Below are 20,488 nucleotides of genomic sequence, written 5' to 3'. Positions count from 1 at the left end.
GCGCCATGCGCCACCGCGACGCCACCGGCCGCCAACGCGAGGCGAGCGCATGGAGAGCGGGTACGTGACGCGGCAAGCGGCACTCGATCGACTGACCAGAGGCCACGAAGAGAAGCGAACCACGCCCCGCGCCCAGGCCGATCTCAAGCGGGAGATCGGCCAGCAGCGCTTCGGGCACCACACCTCCACGCGGCCGACCCGGCAGCGTCACCATGCCCCGGGGAGCGCGCGCCCGGACACGCACGTACTCAACGGCCGGATCCTGACCCTCTCTCCGCATGGCACGGACCTTCGGTTTTACACACGGACAAGTGAAGCGGCCGAGGGCCGAGGCCGTTCGTCAGCGCGTCCGCAGGCAGCGGCCGAGGGATCAGGGGAGGCGGTGACGGCCGAGGGCCCGCACGACACTCCGGACGCGGTCATGGAACGGACCGGCCTTCCTTCATGCGCAGGATCAAGGTGATCGCGTCCTCCGAGCGGGTTCCGGGGGTCAGCACTTCCTGCAGGAGGAGGCCGCGAATCGCGGCAATGGTGGCGTCGGCCACATCGCGCGCTTCCTTCGCGCCGAGTCCCTCGCGTTCCGCGAGTGAGGCCAGCATCACGGTCAGGTCGCCGATCGAGTCCACGAACTCCCGGAAGTCCTCGGGCCCGTACGCGGCCAGTCCGACGACGTAGAAGAAGCCGCGGGCACGCGACAGCCGCTCCGGTCGGGTATAGGTGCGCCAGATCGCCACCACGAACTCGTCGAAGGTGCCCCGCTGGGCGGCCTCCAGGAGTGCCTCGTTGTCACGGGTCCGCTGCGCCGTGAGCAGGGCGGCCAGGACTCCCGAGAGGGACCCGAAGTGGTAGCGCAGCAGGGCGTGACTGGTCCCGATCCGGGCGGCGATCTCACGGAGGGACGTCTCCGGTGCGGGAAGGGCCTCACCGAAGGCGTCGAGAAGCCGCGCCAGGAGTCGCTCGCGCGCGCCGCCCCTGCGTTCCGAGGTTGACAACATCACTCCCACGGTTTATCCATTGGAAAAGAAGGATGCGGTTCGTGTTGCTTCACACATGGTCGCAGTCAGCTCGCAACGGCGAAGGATCGACCATGGGACCTGCTCATGTAGTCGGCGCGGCGGTCGTCGACGGCACGGGACGCGACCCCCGCAAGCTCGACATCAGTGTCGAGAAGGGCCGCATCACCCGACTCGGTGCCTCCAGCGCGCACGGCGAGCGTCTCGACGCCGGGGGGTTGACGATGACACCCGGCCTGATCGACGCTCACGTCCACCTGGGCCTGTCGAGTCCGATCCGGACGCACTTCTCGTTCGGGATGAGCGCTGCCGAGATCGCGGCGGACATCTTCGCCACGGCCGGCGCGGCGCTCGACGCCGGCTTCACCACCGTTCGCGACACCGGAGGGATCGACGGCGGTGTCGTCACCGCGATCGCGAGGGGCAAGGTCAGAGGGCCGCGTGTCCTGTCGTGTGGACCCGTTCAGTGCCAGATCGGCGGGCACGGCTACTACGGAGCCGAATGGGAACCCACCGAGCTGTGGAGCAGCCACCACATCCCGGGCCTGTGCGCCCTGTCCATGATGGCGGGCAACGCGGACGAGCTTCGGCACAACGTCCGGGAGGCATTCCGCCGCGGAGCCTCCTTCCTGAAGCTCTGCGTGACCGGCGGAGTGGTGGGCGCGCATGACCGTCTGACCGACACCCAGTTCACCGTCGAAGAGATCACTGTCGCCGTTCAGGAAGCTGCGGCACGGAACACCTATGTGACGGTTCACGCCCACAACAACGACGGCATACGCAATGCGGTCGAGGCCGGGGTGCGCTGCGTCGAGCACGGCACCAGCCTCGACGAGTCCACCGCGGCCCTGATGGCCGCTCGCGAGGTCGCCCTCGTGCCCACGTTCGCCGTCATCGAGCAACTGCTGCGCGACACCGCCGGGGCCGGCCTCGCCGAGTCGACCCGCGACCGGGTCGAGGGCGCACGCGAGCGGATGACGACGGCGCTCGCTGTCGCCAAGCACGCGGGAGTACGGGTGGGGCTGGGTTCCGATCTCATCGGTCCGGCCCAGGAACGTCGCGGCGAAGAACTCAGCCTGCGCGCGGCCCTCGAGACGCCGATGGAAGCGCTCGTGGCGGCGACCCGGACCAACGCCGGCATCCTCGGTCTGTCCGGCCGGGTGGGTGTCATCGCCCCCGGAGCGCAGGCAGACCTCGTTCTCTGGAACGGCGATCCGCTCGAAGACCCGGAACTGTTCTCCGACCCCACCAACGCCGTCCTCGTCATCCAGGCCGGCCAGATCGTGAAGGACCTCAGATGAGCACCATGTGGCAGGGATGCCTCGCCCACACCGACTACTTCGAGATGCGCTCCAGCGGCGGACACGACTACGGCGTCTGGGTCACCACACCACCGAACTACGACCGCGCCACGGCGCAAGCACCTGTCGTGTACGTCCTCGACGGCAACTGGACCGTGGGCATGACTGCCCCGCTCATCATCACGCAACTGGACCCCATGCAGTCGATCCAGCCCTACGTCCAAGTCACGGTGGGCTACGCGAGCGAGGAAGCGGAGCACTGGGAACAACTGCGCAACCGCGACCTCGTGCCTCCGGGCGAACCCGTCGCGGAGGAGTACATCGATGCGGTGGAGACGGCGGTCGAAACAGGCACGATGACTCGCGGACAGGCGGACGCCTACCTCACCGAGCTGAGCGACAGCCGCGCGGACATGTTCCTGAACTTCCTCACCGACGACCTGCACCCGCGCATCGAGAGCGACTACGGCACAGCCCCGAGCGGCCACGGCCTCTTCGGCTACTCCTACGGCGGACTCTTCAGCCTCTACGCCTGGCTCACCAAGAGCACCTTCTTCGACAGCATCGGCGCAGGCAGCCCCGGCATCGTCACCGCAGACAGCCAGGTCTTCGCCCTTCTTCAGGCCATGGGCGACACCCTGCCCGCCACCAAGCTCCATGTGACCTTCAACGACCGGGAGATCCTCGGAGACATGGCGGTCTACCAGAACCTCGCGAAGAACGCGGCCACGTTCCTTCATCACCTCACCTCACGCAACGGAGCCGTCACCAGCGCACTCATGCACGAGACCCACGTGACCGGATTGCAGGCATCGTTCCTCAGCTACCTCAGGACCTGCCGCGCCCGGTAGACCTGGACACCGCGGCGCTGCCCGACCGCCGTCCTGGTCGGCGGTGCTCCTGACCCGCACCGCCGCCCCGATCGCCCGGCACCACCCGCCGAACCCGACCGGTAGGCGTGCCGGGCCCGAACCGGTCGAGCCGGGAAGCGCGGCCCCCGCAGGGAGGAACGGAACGGGGCACGCACATCGTCCACGAACCGACTGCCCGGCAGCGCGGGCGCCATCGGCCGTCGTGTGCGTCAAGGGCACCGCCGAGGTCCGGACCGTGGTTCGTGCGTGCCTGGAGCAAGGCGCCCCGTTGGTCGCACGCGGCGCGGTATCCGGATTTCCGGGGGCGCCCATGCCGTCGAAGGAGGCGTGATCCTCGCGCTGGACGGCATGGATCGGGTGCTGGCAGTCATGGAACACCGCTTCACCAGCGAGGCCGAGTGGTGGTCGCGTCTGCCTGCCGACGCCGACGGGCGTGACATCCTGCGGGCCATGGTGGCCGCCGCCATCTCGCCGAGCCCGGCCTCATCAGACTGTTCGTCCTTACCTCCGCCGAGGCTGCGGACCCCACCAGCGCCGCGCACACCCTCTTCGCCGAGCGTTACCAGCGCGCTGCCGACGAGCTGGCCCAGACTGCCCTTTCGGTGCGCTGCCCGCTGATCGGGGGAAACTCCGCGCGTCGCCGTGCCGGTTGCGCCACGGACTGTGATCTTTGGTCGGGTCCCCCGCTTCTGGTGGCTGCTCCGGCGGCGTGGTCGTGCCCTGACACCTCGCCGTCGCCCGTCCTGGATACGGGTCCGCCCTTGCGGGCTGCGGTGCCCTGTCCGCGATGCTGAAGGAGCTGTGATGCCCGACACCACCGACCGACGCGCCACCGTTGTGGTGGCAGACGCAGACCGCTGGTCGGCACAGGACTTGGCCGAACGGATCGAGCGCTATTTCGCCGGTGCCTACGAAGTGCTGAGCGCGGCTACACGCGCTGAAGCCGAGCGGGTACTGGAGGGCGCTGCGTCGGCTGGACGGCGTGTCGCGGCCGTGCTGGCGGCGGAGGACCTGTCCGACGGGTCGGGCTTGGACCTGCTGCGGGAGACCGGCGCGGTTCCGCCGGCCGGGCGCCTGCTGTTGTCCGACCGCGGCGCCCGGGCCGGTGGTGAGGGCCGGGACGGCATGAAGGTGCTGCATGCCCGTCCGGAAGAGGACGACCTGTGGCCGCAGCTGGAGCGGATGCTCTACGACACGGCCCCCGAGGGTCAGCAGACGGTACTGGTCGTAGGCGACCGCCGTGAGGCCGCTGTGTACCGCGTGGTCCGATTCCTGCTGCTCAACCACGTAACGTTCGCCGTCCAGGACGGCCCCCCGGGGCAAACGGGGGTCATCGTGAGGATCGACGGGCGACAGATGCGGAACCCGCCGCTGATCTCCCTGGCCGAGGCGCTGCACCTGACCAGGTACAGCGGCGGCACCGACTACGACGTGGTCGTGGTCGGCGGTGGGCCGGCGGGGCTGACCGCGGCGATCAACCACGCCGGCCTGTTCGGCCACAAGGTGCTGATCCTCGAGAACGAGGCGCCCGGCGGCGCGGCCGGCACCGCCGTCAACGTCATCGACAACCACTTCGGCTTCCCCGACGGCATCGCCGCCGGGGTGCTGGCCCAGCGAGGACTTCGCCAGGCGCTGAACATGAAAGTGGAGTGGCTCCCCGCCTGCCAGGCCGAGAGTCTGTCGACGCTGGAGAACCGCGAGGCCGGCGACGGGCAGCCCCCGCTCAGACGACTGAAGGTGGCGGAGCGTCACGATGACGGCCGGTCGGTGGAACTGAGCGCTGCTGCCGTGGTGCTGGCCTGCGGAGTGACCGCACGCCGCCAGGGCGGGAAGCACGAGCGCGACTACGAGAGTCGCGGCGTCTACTACATGGCCCTGCCCGCGGACGCCGGGCAGGTCTCCAAGGACGATTCGATCGTGGTCGTCGGTGCCGGCGACACCGCAGGTCGCGCCGCGCTCATGTTCGCGCAGAAGTCCACCAAGGTCACCCTGCTGGTCCGCGGCACCCTCAAAGACTCAACGATGCTGCAGCCACTGAAGGACCGAATCAAGAAATCCGGCATCGCGGTCCGCGAGAAGACCGAGATCGCCGAGTACGTGGGCGCGAAGGGGCGGCTCACCGACGTGCGGCTGCGGACGCCCAACAAGCCCCTGGAGACCCTGCCGGTGCGCGCGGTCTACGTGCTGATCGGCGCCGACCCGGACACCGAATGGCTGCAGAGGGCAAACGTCCAGTTGACCAAGGGGTACGTGGCCACGGGTACCGACGTCGGCCCGGAGGTGCCGTCGTACGCCACCAGCGTGCCGGGGGTCTTCGCCGTCGGAGACGTGCGGTACCGCGGGGTGCGTCGCATCGCCATGGCTGCGGGTGAAGGAGCGGCGGCCGCGCTGGCCGTCCACAACTACTTCCTCGGCCGTGCCCAACTACTGCAGATGGACGGCGACACGGCCAACGCGGCGCTGAGCGCCTACTACGCCTGACCAGGCCCGGACTCCCGTCGGACGCGGCATGGCACGGCTGGAGTCCTGGCGGATCTTCCGCAGGTCACGCATCAGCCCCGAGCGTATGACCGTCAACGCCAAAGCCGCCCTCACCCTGGTGAGGTAACGCCGAAAAGGCGCACTGATTACGCCCGAACGGTGGATTCACCGACAAGATCCTCAGTGCGGCAGAGCGCAATGGCCGCCTCTATGCAAGCCTCGTACTGAGGCCCTTCCCTCGATCCCTCGCGGATCAGCGAGCGGCGTCAGATCTGTCAATCGCAAAGCGGAGGGTGATCCTCGTATGCGACGTACACGGACGTTCCGACGACGCGGCGAGTGGCCGCGGTTGGCGGCGGGACCCGCTGGGATCACGGGAAGCCCTCAGCGGTTCATCGGTGGGCGCCGCGATGCTCGCTTGCCTTAGTTCTCCAGCTTGAACCCAAAGCCCGAGCTGGTTCTCTTTGCTGGTGGCAGGGGCGGCCTTCGGCAGTCATTCGATCACCGTCCGTTATCGCGGCTGGTCAGATCTGTCATCGGCCTGTTCTGCCCATAACCGGGGTGAGGTCACCCCCAGACGCGACAAGGGGCATCAAAGATGTCTTACGACGATACGGACCAGGTGATCTTCCCGGCCGGTGCCGCGACGCAGACCAGTGCCGCAGAGGCTGCGCAAGGCGAGTGGGATGCCGTGGTCGTCGGTGGTGGCATGGCAGGTTGCATCATCGCCGAGCAGTTGGGCCAGGCAGGCTACAAGGTGGTGATTCTCGAAGCCGGCCCAGGTAAAGACATGGACCTCGCGGAGTACGAGTCGTACCTGTCGCGGTTCTACGGCGCAGTCGTCAAGGACAACCAGTCTCCCTACCCGTTCAACCCGAATGCCCGGATGCCCAGGAGCACCGATACCATGCCGGTGAATCCGGGAACACCCCGGGACGACTTCTACCTCGTGCAGGAGGGAAAGTACTGCACGGATACCACCTTCACCCGGGTCCTCGGCGGCACCTCCATGCATTGGGAGGGGAAAGCGCTGCGCATGCTTCCCGAGGACTTCGACCTGCGGACCAAGTACGGCCAGGGCCTGAACTGGCCGCTCAGCTATGACGACCTGGAGCCCTATTACCGCAAGGCCGAGGCCGAACTGGGCGTAGCCGCCGAAGTCGAGGACCAGGCGTACCTGGGCATGCATTTCCCGAAAGGACTGGCAACTCGTTGACGAGGACACTCTCATCAGTCCTGTTGAGCGTGTGGACGGCACTACGTCCTGAGGCGCGATGACACTGAGACCGTGTCCTACGTGGTGAGGCGGACGAGTCGTTTGTAGCAGCACAGGCCGGCGGCGAGGCCGAGGAAGGCCAGGTAGTTGCGGGGGTTGCGCTCGTAGCGGAGGCTGAGCCGGCGGTAGCCGGACAGCCAGGACATGGTGCGCTCGCTGACCCACCGGCGGCGTCCCAGTCGCTCGCTGGACTCGATTCCCTTGCGGGCAATGCGTACGCCGATGTGCTTGCCCCAAAGCCATTTCCGCAGGTGGGGAAGATGGTACGCCTTGTCCGCGTGCAGTTTCTTAGCCTTGAAGTGCCGTCCGCGGTAGGGGTCGTGTTGCGTTTGGTGGCCCTCGACCCCAGGCTTCAGCCCTTCGCTGTCGTGGACGTTGCCGGCCGGGACACCGACGACGAGGGGCAGTCCGTTCGCGTCCGACAGGATGTGCATCTTGGAACCCGGTCTGCCCCGGTCCACGGGGCTCGGACCTGTGTGTTCGCCCCTTTTTTTAGCGCGGACGTGCGCGGTGTCCAGCACGACGCGAGAGACATCGACGAGGTCGGCATCGTCCAGCCGGTGCAGTACGGCCTCGTGCAGCCGGCCCCAGACGCCAGCTCTCGACCACATCACGAACCGTCGGTGAGCCGTCGACTTCGATATCCCGAAGCACGGCGGCAACGCGCGCCAGGCGCAACCGCTCACCAGGACATGGACGATCGCCGCGAACAGCGTCTCATCGGGTGTGTCCTGGGTCCCGCCACCCTGCGGCCGTACCCTCGACGGCGGGATCAGCGGCTTCGCGATCTCCCACAGCCCATCCGGAACAACCCAACTCCAGGTTCCCCGCCCCATACCCGGGTCAACGTCCGCCTCACCACGTAGGACACAGTCTGAAGGTCGGCGTCACACCGCGGCGCTCAGGGGAAGGCACCTCGGATAGATCTCGCTTCCTGGGCTACCGTCGATGCAGGCGCGGGGCCTTACGCGGTCGAGGATCGACCGCACGCGAGCCTGGGAGGACTCATGTCTATAGGCCGCGTCAACGCAGCCGAGTTCATCTCGCGCTATCTCGGCGAACCGCACGACAGCGATGTCGGCGGCGAGGCGGGCCATCAGCTCTTCAACGCGGCCCACGCCGACATCTGCTGCCCACCGACAGGACATCGCATCAGCTGGAGCGAGCGACTGCTACAGCGGTACCGACATGTTGCCCCTGACGTCAAAGGCTGCTCTGTTCATGGAGTCCGACGGTGAGCCGAGCCCACTGCCGCGCCACCTGACGGAGAAGCATCGGGACCGGGCGCTCAGGGCGCAGAAGCTGGCCACATGGATCCGGCACGAGGCCCACCGACGGAACATCCACTAGAGGGCGTCTGAAAAGCCGGTCAGCGGCCATGTGTCTGATAGCGGGGCGGTGGCGCACTTTCGGGAGTTGGGGTGTGCGGGCTGCGTTCCCGTTACTCGACGGACCTGTCCGATGCGGAGTGGGAGGTCCTTCATCCGTTGGTTCCGGCGGTCAAGTCCGGTGGACGGCCGGCGATACACGCGCGGCGCGAGATCCTGAACGTGTTGGCGTACTGACTGCGGGCCGGCCGCGCCTGGCGACTGCTGCCGCGTGACCTGCCGCCGTGGCAGACGGCCTACCACTACTGGCGGCGATGGCAGCAAGAAAGTGTGCGGGAGCGGATGCTGACGGCGCTGCGCGAACGCGAGCGGGTGCGACTCGGCCGGGATTCCGCTCCCAGCGCGGCCATCGTGGACAGCCAGAGCGTGCGGACCGGTGAACGCGGTGGCCTGCGGGTACGACGGCGGCTCGAAGATCAGCGGCATCGAGCGCCACCTGGTCGTCGACACCCGCGGCACCGTGCTGACCGCTTGCGTGAGCAAGGCGAACGTCGGCGATCGCGACGGCGCCGCAGTGCTGTTCTCCCGGGCCGCCGACGCCTTCCCGCGGCTTCGGCACGTGTGGGCGGACGAGGGCTATCGCGGCGTCGCCTTTTCACGCTTGGGCGCGAGAGACCACCGGCATCAACGTCGAGGTCGTGCAGCGCCGCGACGGCGGATTCCGCTCGCCCTGGGCGAAGTCAGGGGCACTGCCTCCGGCCGCGCCCCTCCTCCCGGTGGTCCCGCGGCATTGGGTGGTGGAGCGGACGCTCGCCTGGCTGGGACGGTGCCGCCGTCTGTCGAAGGACGACGAGTACCCGAGCGCGTGTTCAGAGAACGCCGTCTACCTCACCATGGTCATGCTCCTTGTGCGTCGCCTCGCAAGACCAGCCCGCTGACCGGCTTCTCAGACGCCCTCTAGCCTAGAAGGGGGCGAACTCGTCGTACTCGCGCTGCGCGACATCGCGCTCGTGGCGCCGTGCCGCGGTGGGACGCGGTGCCTCCAAGCGGTCGTCCTTGCCGCGTCGGCCCAGCATCTCCGCGCCTGCGGCCATGGTCGGCACCCAGTCGAAGACGACCGCGTTGTCCTCGGCGCCGATGGCCACGCCGTCGCCGGCCTGGGCACCCGCCTTGCGCAGCTCATCCTCGACGCCGAGGCGGTTGAGACGGTCGGCGAGGTAGCCGACGGCCTCGTCGTCGTTGAAGTCGGTCCGGCGGATCCAGCGCTCGGGCTTTTCGCCGCGGACGCGGTAGATGCCGTCCTCCTCCGCGGTCACCGTGAAGCCGGCGTCGTCGACGGCCTCGGGACGGATGACGATCCGGGTCGACCCCCCTTTCGGCTTGGCGGCCCGCGCCTCGGAAGACGATCCCGGCGACAGCGTACGAGAGTTCGTTGAGGCCCTTGTGCGCGAGGGCCGAGACCTCGAAGACGCGGTAGTCGCGTGCCTCCAGGTCCGGGCGGATCATGTCGGCGAGGTCCTGGCCGTCCGGGATGACGACCTTGTTGAGGGCGACGATGCGCGGGCGATCCTCCAGGCCGCCGTACAGCCGCAGTTCCTCCTCGATCATGGTGAGGTCCGAGAGGGGGCCGCGGTCCGGTTCCAGCGTCGCGGTGTCTAGGACGTGCACCAGGACGGAGCAGCGTTCGACGTGGCGCAGGAAGTCCAGGCCGAGGCCCTTGCCCTGGCTGGCGCCGGGAATGAGCCCAGGGACATCGGCGATGGTGTAGACGGTGGAGCCCGCGGTGACGACTCCCAGGTTGGGCACGAGGGTTGTGAACGGGTAGTCCGCGATCTTCGGCTTCGCCGCGGAGGGCACCGAGATCAGCGAGGACTTGCCCGCGCTCGGGTAGCCGACAGGGCTACGTCGGCGACGGTCTTGAGCTCCAAGACGATGTCCCGGCTCTCCCCCGGCTCACCGAGCAGCGCGAAGCCGGGCGCCTTTCGGCGGGCGAAGGCCAGCGCGGCGTTGCCGAGGCCGCCGCGGCCGCCCTGGCCCGCGACGAAGGTGGTGCCCTGACCGACCAGGTCGGCGAGGACATTCCCGGCCTTGTCGAGGACGACGGTGCCGTCCGGAACGGGGAGCACGAGGTCCTGGCCGTCCTTGCCGGACCGGTTGTCACCGGCGTCGGGCTGGCCGTTCGTGGCCTTGCGGTGGGGGCGGTGGTGGTAGTCCAGCAGCGTGGTGACAGCCTGCTCGACGACGAGGATGACATCGTCGCCGCGTCCGCCGTTGCCGCCGTCGGGGCCGCCGAGCGGCTTGAACTTCTCACGGTGCAGGGAGGCCACGCCGTGGCCTCCCTCGCCCGCCGAGACATGCAGCTCGACTCGGTCCACGAAGGTCGTCATGGTGGAGCCTCCAGATACTGCAGAGAAATACGGGAATGCTTGGAATGTGTCTCGATGCAACGCGCCGAGGACGGACCGCTTCCCCGGTCAGCGGGAAGCTGAGATCCGCCCTCGGAAGCGGAACAAAACCAGTCCGCAGACGGACCCCGGTGGCCGGTTGTCACCCCGACGTAGTCTTCATGACGCGGGGGTCGGGGCCGTACTGCCTGGGTACGCCGAGGTTCTCCCGCAAGGTGGTCCCGGGATACTCGGTGGGATAGATGCCGCGTGCGCGCAGGATCGGCACGACCTCGTCGACGAACGCGTCGACGCCGTCCTCGTAAATGTCGGGGGAGAGCCAGAACCCGTCGGCCGCACCCGCCTCGAACCACTCCTGCAGGTGATCGGCGTGCACCTCTGCGGGGCCGACCGTGGTCGGGTGGTAGTCGATCACCCCGTGGGCGAGGATGTCGCGGGGCGACCAGCCCTCGCGCGCGACGTCCAAGGCGATCCCGGAACGCGGATCCATCGGAGACGCGTAAGCGGCGGCCAGCTGGTCCGGGGTGAGGGGCTCGTCGTAGCGCTTCGGATCGATGTGCAGTCCCAGCAGCGCGCCGAGGTGCGGCAGGCGGGCCTCGATGACGTCACCGGCCAGGGCGAGGCGGCGGTCGAGGCCCTCGCGCACCGTCGGGGCGACCGTCGTCATCAGCCCCGCGAAGTACTTGATGTCGTCAGGGTCGCGTCCGGCCTCCCGCGCGGCGTTGCGCACCATCTCTCGCTGTGCGCGGGCTTCCGCGATCGTCCACACCTCGGCGATGAAGCCGCTCGCGTAGCGGCCGGCGAGTTGGAGCAGGTGGGGGCTGGGCCCCCCGGAGGTGAAGATCACCGGCTGGCCCTGCTCCGAGGGCGGGATCGCGAGAGGCCCGCGGGAGGCGACGTACTCGCCTTCCAGGTTGATGGGCCGAAGCTTCGAGGCGTCGAGGAAGCGGCCGGAGGTCTGATCCTTGATCCAGGCGTCCTCCTGCCAGCTGCCCCACAGCGCCTCGACGACCTGGATCGACTCATGTGCGCGCTGGTAGCGCACGGCGCGCTCCACGACGGGTCTGCCGTAGTTCGCCGACACGGCCGGATCGCTCGTCGTGACGGCGTTCCATCCGGCGCGGCCGTGGCTCATCACGTCGAGTGCCTTGAACTGGCGTGCGGTGTTGAACGGCTCCTGGAAGGTGGTGGAACCTGTCGCGACAAAGCCGATCCGGGAGGTGGCCTGCGAGATGGCGGCCAACTGCATCATCGGGTCCATGATGTTGCTGATCGTCGAGTGCTCGACGTCCCCGCGTACGGCGGGAAAGTCCGGGGTGAACAGGAACGTGAATCCGCCGCGCTCGGCGGCCTGCGCGTAGCGGATGTTCGCCTCGATCCTGGCGTAGTTGTCGGCGTCGACATGGGGTGCGCGCCAGGCTCCGGCGAGGTTGCCGTAGCCGTCGGTCAGTGCCATGCCGAGGATCATCTTCTTGCCTGCCATGCGGGCGTTCCTTTCAGTGGGAGAGCGTGTGGGTCGTGCTGCCGAAGAACACCAGCGGACGCTGTGTCTCGTCCCTGTGCAGGTCTTTCACCTTGAGCAGCACGAGCGTGTGGTCACCGGCCGCCATGGCGGTGCGGAGAGTGACGGTGATCGTCGCGAGAGCGCCCGGGACGAACGCGGCACCGTCATCGATGTGCATCTCGATACCGCCGAAACGTTCAGCGGCGGGCCGCCGAAGGTCCCGGAGCACCTGTTCCTGCGCTTCACCAAGAACACTGATGCCCCAGCGCGGCGCGCGGCGCAGGACGGGCCAGGTCGTCGACGTGTGTGCGAACGCGAGGGACACAAGCGGGGGGTCCAGCGACACCGAGGCGAGCGAGTTGGCCGGCATGCCGACGATCTGTCCCTCGATCTCGGCGGCGACGACGGACAGGCCCGTCGCGAAGCCCGCGAGGGTGTGCCTCATCGCCGCCGGCGTCACGGACGGTGTGGTTGTCTGCGTCATGAGACGCAGACTCCAACCTTCACACCCATGTTAATGTCAAATGGGAGCCGTCACAGTGACGCTCGCCACCGACCCGGAACAGCCCACGGCCACGGCCCGGAGAACGGGTGCCTGAGATACACGGCAGGCCGGACGCGGTGGCATCGACGACCATCTCGACGAGGAGGAGGCATGCGTATCGGGGAATTGTCCAAGAGGACCGGAGTCCCCACTCGGATGCTCCGGTACTACGAGGAGCAGGGGCTCATCACACCGCGTCGTCTCGACAATGGGTACCGCGAGTATGACGAGTACCTGATCGACCGCGTACACAAGATCCGCGGGCTGCTCGACGCGGGCATCCCTACGCGCATCATCGGCGACATGCTGCCCTGCCTCAACCAGGGCCCGGAGATCGTGGTGACCGACCCGGACCCGGCGCTGCGCGAGATGCTGGTCGCGCAGCGCGACAAAATGACCGAGCGCATCGCTTTCCTGGAGCAGAACCGCGAGGCACTCACCCGTTACATCGAGGCGATGGACATCGCCGGAGAGGTGCTGCATACGAGGGGCGCACGGTGAGCCGCCTGCGGATTTCATGACCGAGGTCGATCGGTGCCGGAACCTAATGAATCCACCACGTTCCACGCTTCCGGGAGATCGCCGCGGCAGAATCACAGACGAAGTCGTCCTCGTGCACGATGTTGAACTTTTGGCAGTCCGGACATCACCGGAACACCATCTCGCGGGCGAAACCGGAGGGCCGCCCGCGCCCTATAGGTCCAGAGCACGGACGACTGCCGACCAGAAGGCCACGTCCGGGCAGCAGCCGGCGGATCGGCCGCTGACCGCGCCCCAGGTCCGCCAGTCCATCCTTTACGCCCGAAGGTGATCTCGCTGGCACACAGAACCATGCCTCCGTCGGCACAGACCTCGTGCTCGCTTCGCCGCGGCACCAGCCGAAGCAACCCGTCCGTGTCGACCAGGAAGGTGAACAGTTCCGTCCGTTCCACCACCAATCGCCCAGCAATCCAGCCACCAAGCTGATCTGGCACCCGCCACTGCCAGACCAGACCACTGCCTTCGGCTCGACCGGGCCGACGTATCGGTAACGCGGCCCCGCCCACTCATTCGAACAGACCTAGATGTGTTGTCCCGGGACGTTGGTGACACGCGTGCTGGCCTGACGGATGAGGCGGGGGCGTTGATCGCTCCGGTCCTGGCTCCGGACCGGATGAGCCGGTCTGTGCGGGACCGGCGCCAGGTGGTGAACGGGATCTTGTGGAAGGTGTCCACCGGGGCTGCCTGGCGTCATTTGTGGTCCCGCGACACGGGCTGGGCGTTACGCGCTCTTCGGAGTCTCCGCACGGCGCTGCGCCCGGCCTCAGGGACGGGGCGCTCGCCGCGAGCCATCGCGGTGAACGCGGTGCCCGGGCGGAACACGATCCGCCTGCCTGCGGGGACCAGGACTCCTTCACCGGTCTGCGGATTGCGTGCCCGGCGCGCGGGGGTGTGGACCGCCTGGAGCCTGCCGAACTCGGTCACGGAGACGGCGTCACCGTCCAGGACGCGCCGGACCAGAGTGTCCAGCACCGCTTCCAGGGCTTCGGCGGCAGCCGACTCCGTACCGGCAAAGCCGTTGATCACCTCTTCGGCCGGACATAGGTTCCGTCGTATGACGAATCTCCGGATCGGTGTGATGTACGACCGCGACTGGGTGCCCGAGGAGTTGCCCGCCTTCGCGCGGCGGGCCGAGGCGCTCGGCGCGGACGACCTGTGGGTGGTGGAGGACCTGCGCTGGAACGGCGGGGTGTCGGCGGCGGCCGTGGCGCTGGGCGCGACCAAGCGGCTGCGGGTGGGCATCGGGATCGCCCCCGCGCCGTTGCGCAGCCCGGCCCTGCTGGCGATGGAACTGGCCACGCTGGCGAGGGTGTTCCCCGGCCGCCTGGTGGCCGGGATCGGCCATGGCGTCCGGGAGTGGATGGAGCAGGTCGGGGTGGCGCCGCGCTCTCCGCTGGCCCTGCTGGAGGAGACGATCACCGCTGTGCGGGCGCTGCTGCACGGGGAACGGGTCACGGTGGACGGACGGGAGGTGCGGATCGACGGCATCGAGCTGGTGCATCCGCCCGCCGAGCCGCCGCCGCTGGTGGCGGGGGTGGTACGGCCGCGCTCGCTGGAGCTGTCCGGGCGGGTCGCGGACGGCACGCTGATCGCCGAGGGCCACGGCCCGCGGGACCTGGTGCACATCCGGGCGCTGCTGGCCAAGGGCGGCGCGGGTGACGGCCACACGCTGAACGTGTTCGCGTTCGCCTGCGTCGGCGACGACCCCGAGGAGGTCGCACGGACCCTGCACCCGCACACCGAGGGGCACGGCGCCTGGCTGGGCCGCCCGCAGGAGGAGGTCTTCACCGTCTCCGGCGACGCCGCCGGGGCCGCGGCACGGATCGACGCGCTGCGGGAGTCGGGCGCCGACACCGTCGTCCTCCGGTTCGTCGGCGCTGAGCCGCTGCGGCAGATGGAAGCGGTCCTGGAGGCCGCCCGGCGCTGACTCGCCGTGCGTCGACACGCAGGTCAGCGGGCTCTTCTCGCTCCGGACCGGCTTCGCCGTGGACGACCCGGCCCTAGTGATCTGAGTCGGAGATTCGTCGGCAGTAGGCGGCGACTTTGTCTCACCTTCATTGCTGTCGTATGGGCTTTATAAGAAGTATGCGGTGTTTCTATACGGAAGAGGCACGTGCGTGAGCAGGGTGACCAAATGCGCCATGCCGCCGTCGCAACGTTGGCAAGGGCACTGCGGCAACGGGAGGACTTCTTCACAGAATGGCACGATGGCACGCAGGACCGGGAAGCCCTCACCCGCTGGGGCGGGCACTCCGAGCAGCACTGACCGCTGGCGAGGCGACCGGTCAAGCAGGAGGAGCGAGTAGTGAATACTTCATCGCTGATCGGTGGGCGTTACAGGCGAAGGGGTGGGCCCACCAGTGGCGCCATGGGAGGTGTGTGGATTGCTGAGGACACGAAGCTGGACCGCATCGTGGCCATGAAGTTCCTCGCTCACCGCCGTCTCATGCAACAGGGCGCCCCCACGGATTTTGCCGAGTCGACCGCGAGAATGTTCCAGCGGGAAGCCCGTGCCATGGCTCGGATAAATAGTTCACGCGTCGCCCACCTCTACGACAGCGACGAACACGAGGGCGACGTCTACATCGTCATGGAGTATGTCGAGGGAGAATCGCTCGCCGAGCACCTCAGGACCGGGCCTAAGCTTCCGCTCGAGCGCACCGTCCGCTGGACACGCCAGATCTGCGAAGGCCTCGGCGCCAGTTCGACAGCCTCGTCCGGATTTCCTTGGCGAAGGACCCAGCCGACCGTCCCAAGAACGCCCGCGCGGCTGAAGGTGCAGTAATCGAACTGTCGCATCTTTTGGACGCAACAGACGACACCGTCGAACGCTGCGAAGTACCCGACACGCCCGGCAGTAGCACCAGCCTCTCCCAGCACATCGAGGCACTGGACTTGCGTATCTTCGAACTGGAAATCCTTCACGACCGTGGCGATCAACCTCTGATCGAAGGGCGCACCGAACACGCCGAACTCACCGGCCAGTCAGGTGACACCCGCGGAGCAGCCGCTCTGTACGACCGACTCGCCCGTGACTGCCAGGAGTTGTTCGGCCCCTACGATGTTCGTACGCTAGACGCTTTCGAAGGTCTCGCCCGGTGGAACGGCGCAGTGCGAGCGAACTGAAGAGCAGGATGTGGATCTTGGCGCCGGGTTCGCCCCGGTCGAGCGAATTCGACCATACGAGGCCCTCCCTTCGCCTCCCCCGTGACACAGTCGACCAGAGCAGCGGACCAGTCGAGGCGCCATATCCCCTGCCCGGGCTCCATGCGCGCCGCGCCGGGGGACAGAGGAACTTCGCTCTGGAATCCGCCACCGACGAGGTGGTGCATGCCATCGGCATGCACCCGCTGAATTCCGTCTGCGTAGCCCGCAGGTCTGCCTCCAGACACCCCTGCACACGCGAGAGCGGCAGGCAGTCCGAGACGCTGCCACGACAGCGGATGGACTTCCTGCTGCTGGCGCCGGATTACTCCCGCATCGTCCTTCGGTCGACCGGGTTCAACACTGCGGCCGGCCGAACCGGCCCGACGAGAAGGGGTGGGTCACGCAAACCGTGGTGCCGCGCATGTAGGGGGAGACGGTCGCCAAGAACCGCCGACTCAGGCTCGGCGGGTACGGGGACTTCTTCATCACCCTCCTTACACGACACCAGAAGGCGACACTGTGACACGGGGACCTGCCCTGGCCCGACAGGTAGCAGCGCTGCCAAGACCCCGGTGGGTTTCGCAGGCGTGGTACAGCGCTGGGTGGGATCACCAAGGGCAAGGTGCGAAGGTAGGGGTGTTTTGTGACGGTGGAGTTGAACCGGGTCGGGCAGACGGGGTTCGGCAGGATGGTCGCAGCGCTGGTGCACCGCTTGTACGACGTGTCCGCGTGCGGAGGTGGTTCACGGGTGCGGCGGGGACCAAGCCATCGGCATCAAGGCCACGCACGGGCCCGGGTGCGGATCTTCTTCCAGTGAAGTACCACCTGAACGGTTCCCCGACCACGGCGCACACGCACGTCAAGCATGCTTGGACAGTCCACCAGGGGTCATCTGCTCAACCAGCGACCTGCTGGCCAAGGCCCACAAGACACCAACATCCGGCAAGGCCGTTTCGGGACCTGGGCGCGCCGATGCTGTTCTCGCGCGTGACCTTCGCTGCCGCAAGGCCGATACTGCCGACAGCAGGGATCCCGACCACGCCGCACCCGACCGTCCGACGGACCTGACGAGCCGTCAGCGAAGTCAGCAGTGAGTCAGCATCAGTACCGCCAGAACCCGCTCCAAGCCGTCACGGAGCACCAAGATCGAAACCCGCTCCCACCCACTCTGACCAGCACAGACGCAGGTCACTGACTGACCTGCTAGCCATTCCAGGAGGTACCCGTGAAGATGCTGATCAACGTCCCGGAGACCGTCGTGGCGGACGCGCTGCGGGGGATGGCCGCCGCTCATCCCGAGCTGACCGTGGACGTCGAGAACCGGGTGATCATACGGCGGGACGCCCCCGTGCCCGGGAAGGTCGCCCTGGTGTCCGGGGGCGGTTCGGGGCACGAGCCGCTGCACGGGGGGTTCGTGGGGCCGGGGATGCTCGCGGCGGCCTGTCCGGGGGAGGTGTTCACCTCGCCCGTGCCGGACCAGATGGTGCGGGCGGCGGCCGCCGTGGACAGCGGGGCGGGCGTGCTGTTCGTGGTGAAGAACTACACCGGCGACGTGCTCAACTTCGACATGGCCGCCGAGCTGGCCGAGGACGAGGGCATCCAGGTCGCCAAGGTGCTGGTCGAGGACGACGTGGCAGTGACGGACAGCCTGTACACGGCCGGGCGGCGCGGGACGGGCGGCACGCTCTTCGTGGAGAAGATCGCGGGCGCCGCGGCGGAGGAGGGGCAGCCGCTGGAGCGGGTGGAGGCGATCGCGCGGCAGGTCGCCGGGGCGTCCCGCAGTTTCGGTGTCGCGCTGGGCGCCTGCACCACCCCGGCCAAGGGCAGCCCGACCTTCGACCTCCCGGCCGGTGAGCTGGAGCTGGGCGTCGGCATCCACGGCGAGCCCGGCCGGGAGCGGCGGCCGATGATGACCTCCGGGGAGATCGCCGAGGCCGCCGTCGACGCGGTCCTGACCGACCTGGAGCCCCGCAACCCGGTCCTGGTGCTGGTCAACGGCATGGGCGCGACCCCGCTGCTGGAGCTGTACGGCTTCAACGGCGAGGTGCAGCGGGTGCTCGCCGAGCGGGGCGTGGCGGTCGCCCGGGTCCTCGTCGGCAACTACGTCACCTCCCTCGACATGGCGGGCGCCTCGGTGACCCTGTGCCAGGTCGACGAGGAACTGCTGCGGCTGTGGGACGCCCCGGTGCGCACGCCCGCGCTGAGGTGGGGCATGTGACGGACCGGCCGGCCACCCGTCCCGTACCTTCCAGGCAAGGAGGCGATGTGCTCGACGCCGATTTCTTCCGCCGCTGGATGACCGCGGCGGCCGCGTCGGTCGACCGTGCGGCCGACCGGCTCACCGAACTGGACTCGCCGATCGGCGACGCCGACCACGGCAGCAACCTCCGGCGCGGTTTCACGGCCGTGCGGGCCGCGCTGGAGGAGGAGAGCCCGGACACTCCCGGCGCGGTGCTGACGCTCGCCGGGCGCCGGCTGGTCTCGACCGTGGGCGGTGCCTCCGGACCGCTGTACGGGATGCTGCTGCGCCGGACGGGTAAGGCCCTCGGGGACGCCGCGGAGGTGAGCGAGGAGCAGTTCGCCGGCGCGCTGCGCGTCGGGGTGGACGCGGTCCGGGCGCTGGGCGGTGCGGCGCCGGGCGACAAGACCATGATCGACGCGCTGGCGCCGGCGGTGGACGCGCTCGGCGACTCCTTCGCCGCCGCCCGGTCCGCCGCCCTCGCGGGTGCCGAGGCGACGACGCCGCTGCGGGCCCGCAAGGGACGGGCCAGCTACCTCGGGGAGCGCAGCGTGGGTCATCAGGACCCCGGTGCCGCCTCCGCCGCCCTGCTGGTGGCCGCGCTCGCGGAGGTGGCCGGTGAGTGAGGGCGGGCAGGTCGGCATCGTCCTGGTGTCGCACAGTGCGGAGGTGGCCGCTTCGGTGGCCGCCCTGGCGAAGGCCCTGGCGGGCGGCGGCGCCGCGGTACCGGTCGCGGTGGCCGGCGGCACGGAGGACGGCGGGTTCGGCACCAGCGCGGGGCTGGTCGCGGGGGCCGCGGCGGCCGTGGACCGGGGCGCCGGTGTGGCGGTCCTCGCCGACCTCGGCAGCGCGGTGCTGACGGTCCGGGCGCTGCTCGCCGAGGGGGACGAACTCCCGCCCGGCACGCGCCTGGTGGACGCCCCGTTCGTGGAGGGGGCGGTGGCCGCGGTCGTCACGGCGGCGGCCGGGGCCGACCTGGCGGCCGTGGAGGCGGCGGCCGGCGAGGCGTACACCTACCGGAAAGTTTGAGGCGCCGGGGCTCGGCGCCTTCTCCCCCGGGTTCTCAGCCGAGCCCCGCCGCCGCGACCGTCAGGGCCTCGCGCAGCGCTGTGGCCAGCCGGGCCCGTGCCGTCGCCGGGTCGGCGGGGGCCCCGGGGTCCGCGCCGGCGGTGTGCCAGGCGTGGTGTTCGACCGCCGCGCGCAGCGCCGCGTTGAACATCGCCGCCTGGACGGCCGGCCGCAGGTCGTCGGGGGGCAGCCCGGCCCGGTCGGCGAGGGCGCGGGCGAAGGCCGGTTCCGCCTCGTCGTGCATCCGGAGCCAGACGGCGCGCAGTCCGGGTTCGGTACGGGTGAGCCGTACCAGCGCGCCCACGTCGGCGCCGTCCGGTCCGGCGAGGAGCCGGTCGCCGGTGGCGGGGTCCTCGTCGAAGTCGAGGGCCTCCGTCAGGGGCCGGCCGGGGGGCCAGCGACGCAGCGCGGCGGCGAGCAGTTCGATGCCGGCCGTGAGCAGCGGCCGTACGCAGCTCTCCTTGCTCGGGAAGTAGCGCCACACGGTGCGCGCGGAGACGCCGGCCGCCTCCCCGATCTGCTCGCCGGTGGTCGCGGCGACGCCCTGGGTGACGAAGAGGCCCACCGCGGCGCGGGCGATCTCCAGACGGATCTCGGCCTTGCGCTCCTCGGTCAGGGGTGGTCGTCCCGTCCGTCCGCGGCCTGCGGTCATGTGTTCCTCCGGCGCCGGTGATCACTGCACGGGGATTCTCCCCCACGACTTTCTGTCATCCAGTGACACAAAGTTGTAGAGTGCGGGTGGGGGGCGGTCCGACGCCCCCTGTTCATCA

18 protein-coding genes and 3 pseudogenes are annotated in these 20,488 nt (G+C 69.0%); 14 read left to right on the top strand and 7 right to left on the bottom strand.

What is annotated here, in order from left to right; genetic code table 11:
• Window positions 1–419: 419 nt before the first annotated feature.
• Complete coding sequence (locus tag Sdagh_RS05920; protein WP_226534632.1) at window positions 420–995, bottom strand: TetR/AcrR family transcriptional regulator; 576 nt, start codon at window positions 993–995, stop codon at window positions 420–422.
• A gap of 92 nt (window positions 996–1,087) precedes the next feature.
• Here Sdagh_RS05920 and Sdagh_RS05915 point away from each other — a divergent pair, with 92 nt between their 5' ends.
• The 5 genes and pseudogenes from Sdagh_RS05915 (at window position 1,088) to Sdagh_RS05895 (ending at window position 6,883) form a co-directional block, all read left to right on the top strand.
• A complete protein-coding gene (locus Sdagh_RS05915) occupies window positions 1,088–2,314 on the top strand; it encodes a metal-dependent hydrolase family protein (RefSeq protein WP_189420650.1) in 1,227 nt (408 codons plus the stop codon).
• Complete coding sequence (locus tag Sdagh_RS05910) at window positions 2,311–3,165, top strand: alpha/beta hydrolase (RefSeq protein ID WP_190078686.1); 855 nt, start codon at window positions 2,311–2,313, stop codon at window positions 3,163–3,165. The genes Sdagh_RS05915 and Sdagh_RS05910 overlap by 4 nt, the downstream gene beginning before the upstream one ends.
• A gap of 825 nt (window positions 3,166–3,990) precedes the next feature.
• Window positions 3,991–5,667, top strand: a complete 1,677-nt coding sequence (locus Sdagh_RS05905; protein WP_189420654.1) for an NAD(P)/FAD-dependent oxidoreductase — start codon at window positions 3,991–3,993, stop codon at window positions 5,665–5,667.
• Between the two features lie 4 nt (window positions 5,668–5,671).
• A pseudogene (locus Sdagh_RS05900) lies at window positions 5,672–5,794 on the top strand (IS5/IS1182 family transposase); the annotation flags it as partial.
• Between the two features lie 471 nt (window positions 5,795–6,265).
• Window positions 6,266–6,883, top strand: a complete 618-nt coding sequence (locus Sdagh_RS05895; protein WP_190078685.1) for an NAD(P)-binding protein — start codon at window positions 6,266–6,268, stop codon at window positions 6,881–6,883.
• A gap of 77 nt (window positions 6,884–6,960) precedes the next feature.
• On the opposite strand, the gene Sdagh_RS05890 is transcribed toward Sdagh_RS05895, so the two are convergent.
• On the bottom strand, window positions 6,961–7,779 hold the full coding sequence (locus Sdagh_RS05890; protein WP_190078684.1) for an IS5 family transposase: 819 nt from the start codon (window positions 7,777–7,779) through the stop codon (window positions 6,961–6,963).
• Window positions 7,780–8,659: 880 nt separating this feature from the next.
• Here Sdagh_RS05890 and Sdagh_RS36845 point away from each other — a divergent pair.
• Entirely contained in the window at window positions 8,660–9,232 is a 573-nt protein-coding gene (locus Sdagh_RS36845; RefSeq protein WP_372478414.1) for a transposase, read from the top strand.
• A 1-nt stretch (window position 9,233) separates the two neighbouring features.
• Here Sdagh_RS36845 and obgE read toward each other — a convergent pair.
• The 3 genes and pseudogenes from obgE to Sdagh_RS05865 form a co-directional block, all read right to left on the bottom strand.
• A pseudogene (gene obgE / locus Sdagh_RS05875) lies at window positions 9,234–10,658 on the bottom strand (GTPase ObgE).
• Between the two features lie 160 nt (window positions 10,659–10,818).
• Complete coding sequence (locus Sdagh_RS05870; RefSeq protein WP_190078683.1) at window positions 10,819–12,159, bottom strand: NtaA/DmoA family FMN-dependent monooxygenase; 1,341 nt, start codon at window positions 12,157–12,159, stop codon at window positions 10,819–10,821.
• 13 nt (window positions 12,160–12,172) lie between these two features.
• Complete coding sequence (locus Sdagh_RS05865; protein WP_226534630.1) at window positions 12,173–12,664, bottom strand: flavin reductase family protein; 492 nt, start codon at window positions 12,662–12,664, stop codon at window positions 12,173–12,175.
• A gap of 171 nt (window positions 12,665–12,835) precedes the next feature.
• On the opposite strand from Sdagh_RS05865, the gene Sdagh_RS05860 reads away from it, so the two are divergent.
• Both Sdagh_RS05860 and Sdagh_RS05855 read left to right on the top strand, forming a co-directional pair.
• Window positions 12,836–13,225, top strand: coding sequence for a MerR family transcriptional regulator (locus Sdagh_RS05860; protein ID WP_190078682.1), 390 nt, complete (start codon window positions 12,836–12,838; stop codon window positions 13,223–13,225).
• A gap of 565 nt (window positions 13,226–13,790) precedes the next feature.
• Window positions 13,791–13,982 (top strand): annotated as a pseudogene (locus Sdagh_RS05855) (transposase); the annotation flags it as partial.
• Here Sdagh_RS05855 and Sdagh_RS36840 read toward each other — a convergent pair.
• Window positions 13,955–14,236, bottom strand: a complete 282-nt coding sequence (locus Sdagh_RS36840; RefSeq protein WP_372478413.1) for an HU family DNA-binding protein — start codon at window positions 14,234–14,236, stop codon at window positions 13,955–13,957. The pseudogene Sdagh_RS05855 and the gene Sdagh_RS36840 overlap by 28 nt on opposite strands.
• 82 nt (window positions 14,237–14,318) lie before the next feature.
• Here Sdagh_RS36840 and Sdagh_RS05845 point away from each other — a divergent pair, with 82 nt between their 5' ends.
• From Sdagh_RS05845 to Sdagh_RS05820, 6 genes are all read left to right on the top strand, one after another.
• Window positions 14,319–15,191: an LLM class flavin-dependent oxidoreductase gene (locus Sdagh_RS05845; protein ID WP_226534720.1), complete on the top strand. Its 873-nt coding sequence runs from the start codon at window positions 14,319–14,321 to the stop codon at window positions 15,189–15,191.
• A 441-nt stretch (window positions 15,192–15,632) separates the two neighbouring features.
• Window positions 15,633–16,049 carry a protein kinase domain-containing protein gene (locus Sdagh_RS36835; protein ID WP_226534628.1) on the top strand — a complete coding sequence of 139 codons (417 nt, stop codon included), beginning with the start codon at window positions 15,633–15,635 and terminating at the stop codon, window positions 16,047–16,049.
• Window positions 15,992–16,390, top strand: coding sequence for a hypothetical protein (locus Sdagh_RS05835; protein ID WP_226534733.1), 399 nt, complete (start codon window positions 15,992–15,994; stop codon window positions 16,388–16,390). Before Sdagh_RS36835 ends, Sdagh_RS05835 begins: the two co-directional genes overlap by 58 nt.
• Before the next feature lie 1,246 nt (window positions 16,391–17,636).
• The gene (gene dhaK, locus Sdagh_RS05830) at window positions 17,637–18,629 is read left to right on the top strand and encodes a dihydroxyacetone kinase subunit DhaK (RefSeq protein ID WP_189420664.1); all 993 of its coding nucleotides are present in this window, start codon (window positions 17,637–17,639) and stop codon (window positions 18,627–18,629) included.
• Between the two features lie 47 nt (window positions 18,630–18,676).
• Window positions 18,677–19,276, top strand: coding sequence for a dihydroxyacetone kinase subunit DhaL (dhaL, locus tag Sdagh_RS05825; protein WP_189420666.1), 600 nt, complete (start codon window positions 18,677–18,679; stop codon window positions 19,274–19,276).
• The gene (locus Sdagh_RS05820; protein WP_189420668.1) at window positions 19,269–19,679 is read left to right on the top strand and encodes a PTS sugar transporter subunit IIA domain-containing protein; all 411 of its coding nucleotides are present in this window, start codon (window positions 19,269–19,271) and stop codon (window positions 19,677–19,679) included. Before dhaL ends, Sdagh_RS05820 begins: the two co-directional genes overlap by 8 nt.
• Window positions 19,680–19,713: 34 nt before the next feature.
• On the opposite strand, the gene Sdagh_RS05815 is transcribed toward Sdagh_RS05820, so the two are convergent.
• On the bottom strand, window positions 19,714–20,370 hold the full coding sequence (locus tag Sdagh_RS05815) for a TetR/AcrR family transcriptional regulator (protein ID WP_190010902.1): 657 nt from the start codon (window positions 20,368–20,370) through the stop codon (window positions 19,714–19,716).
• Between the last annotated feature and the right edge of the window lie 118 nt (window positions 20,371–20,488).

This window comes from Streptomyces daghestanicus (assembly GCF_020521275.1).
Classification (GTDB): Bacteria; Actinomycetota; Actinomycetes; order Streptomycetales; family Streptomycetaceae; genus Streptomyces; species Streptomyces griseoviridis.
This window is presented reverse-complemented; position numbering and strand designations above follow the sequence as displayed.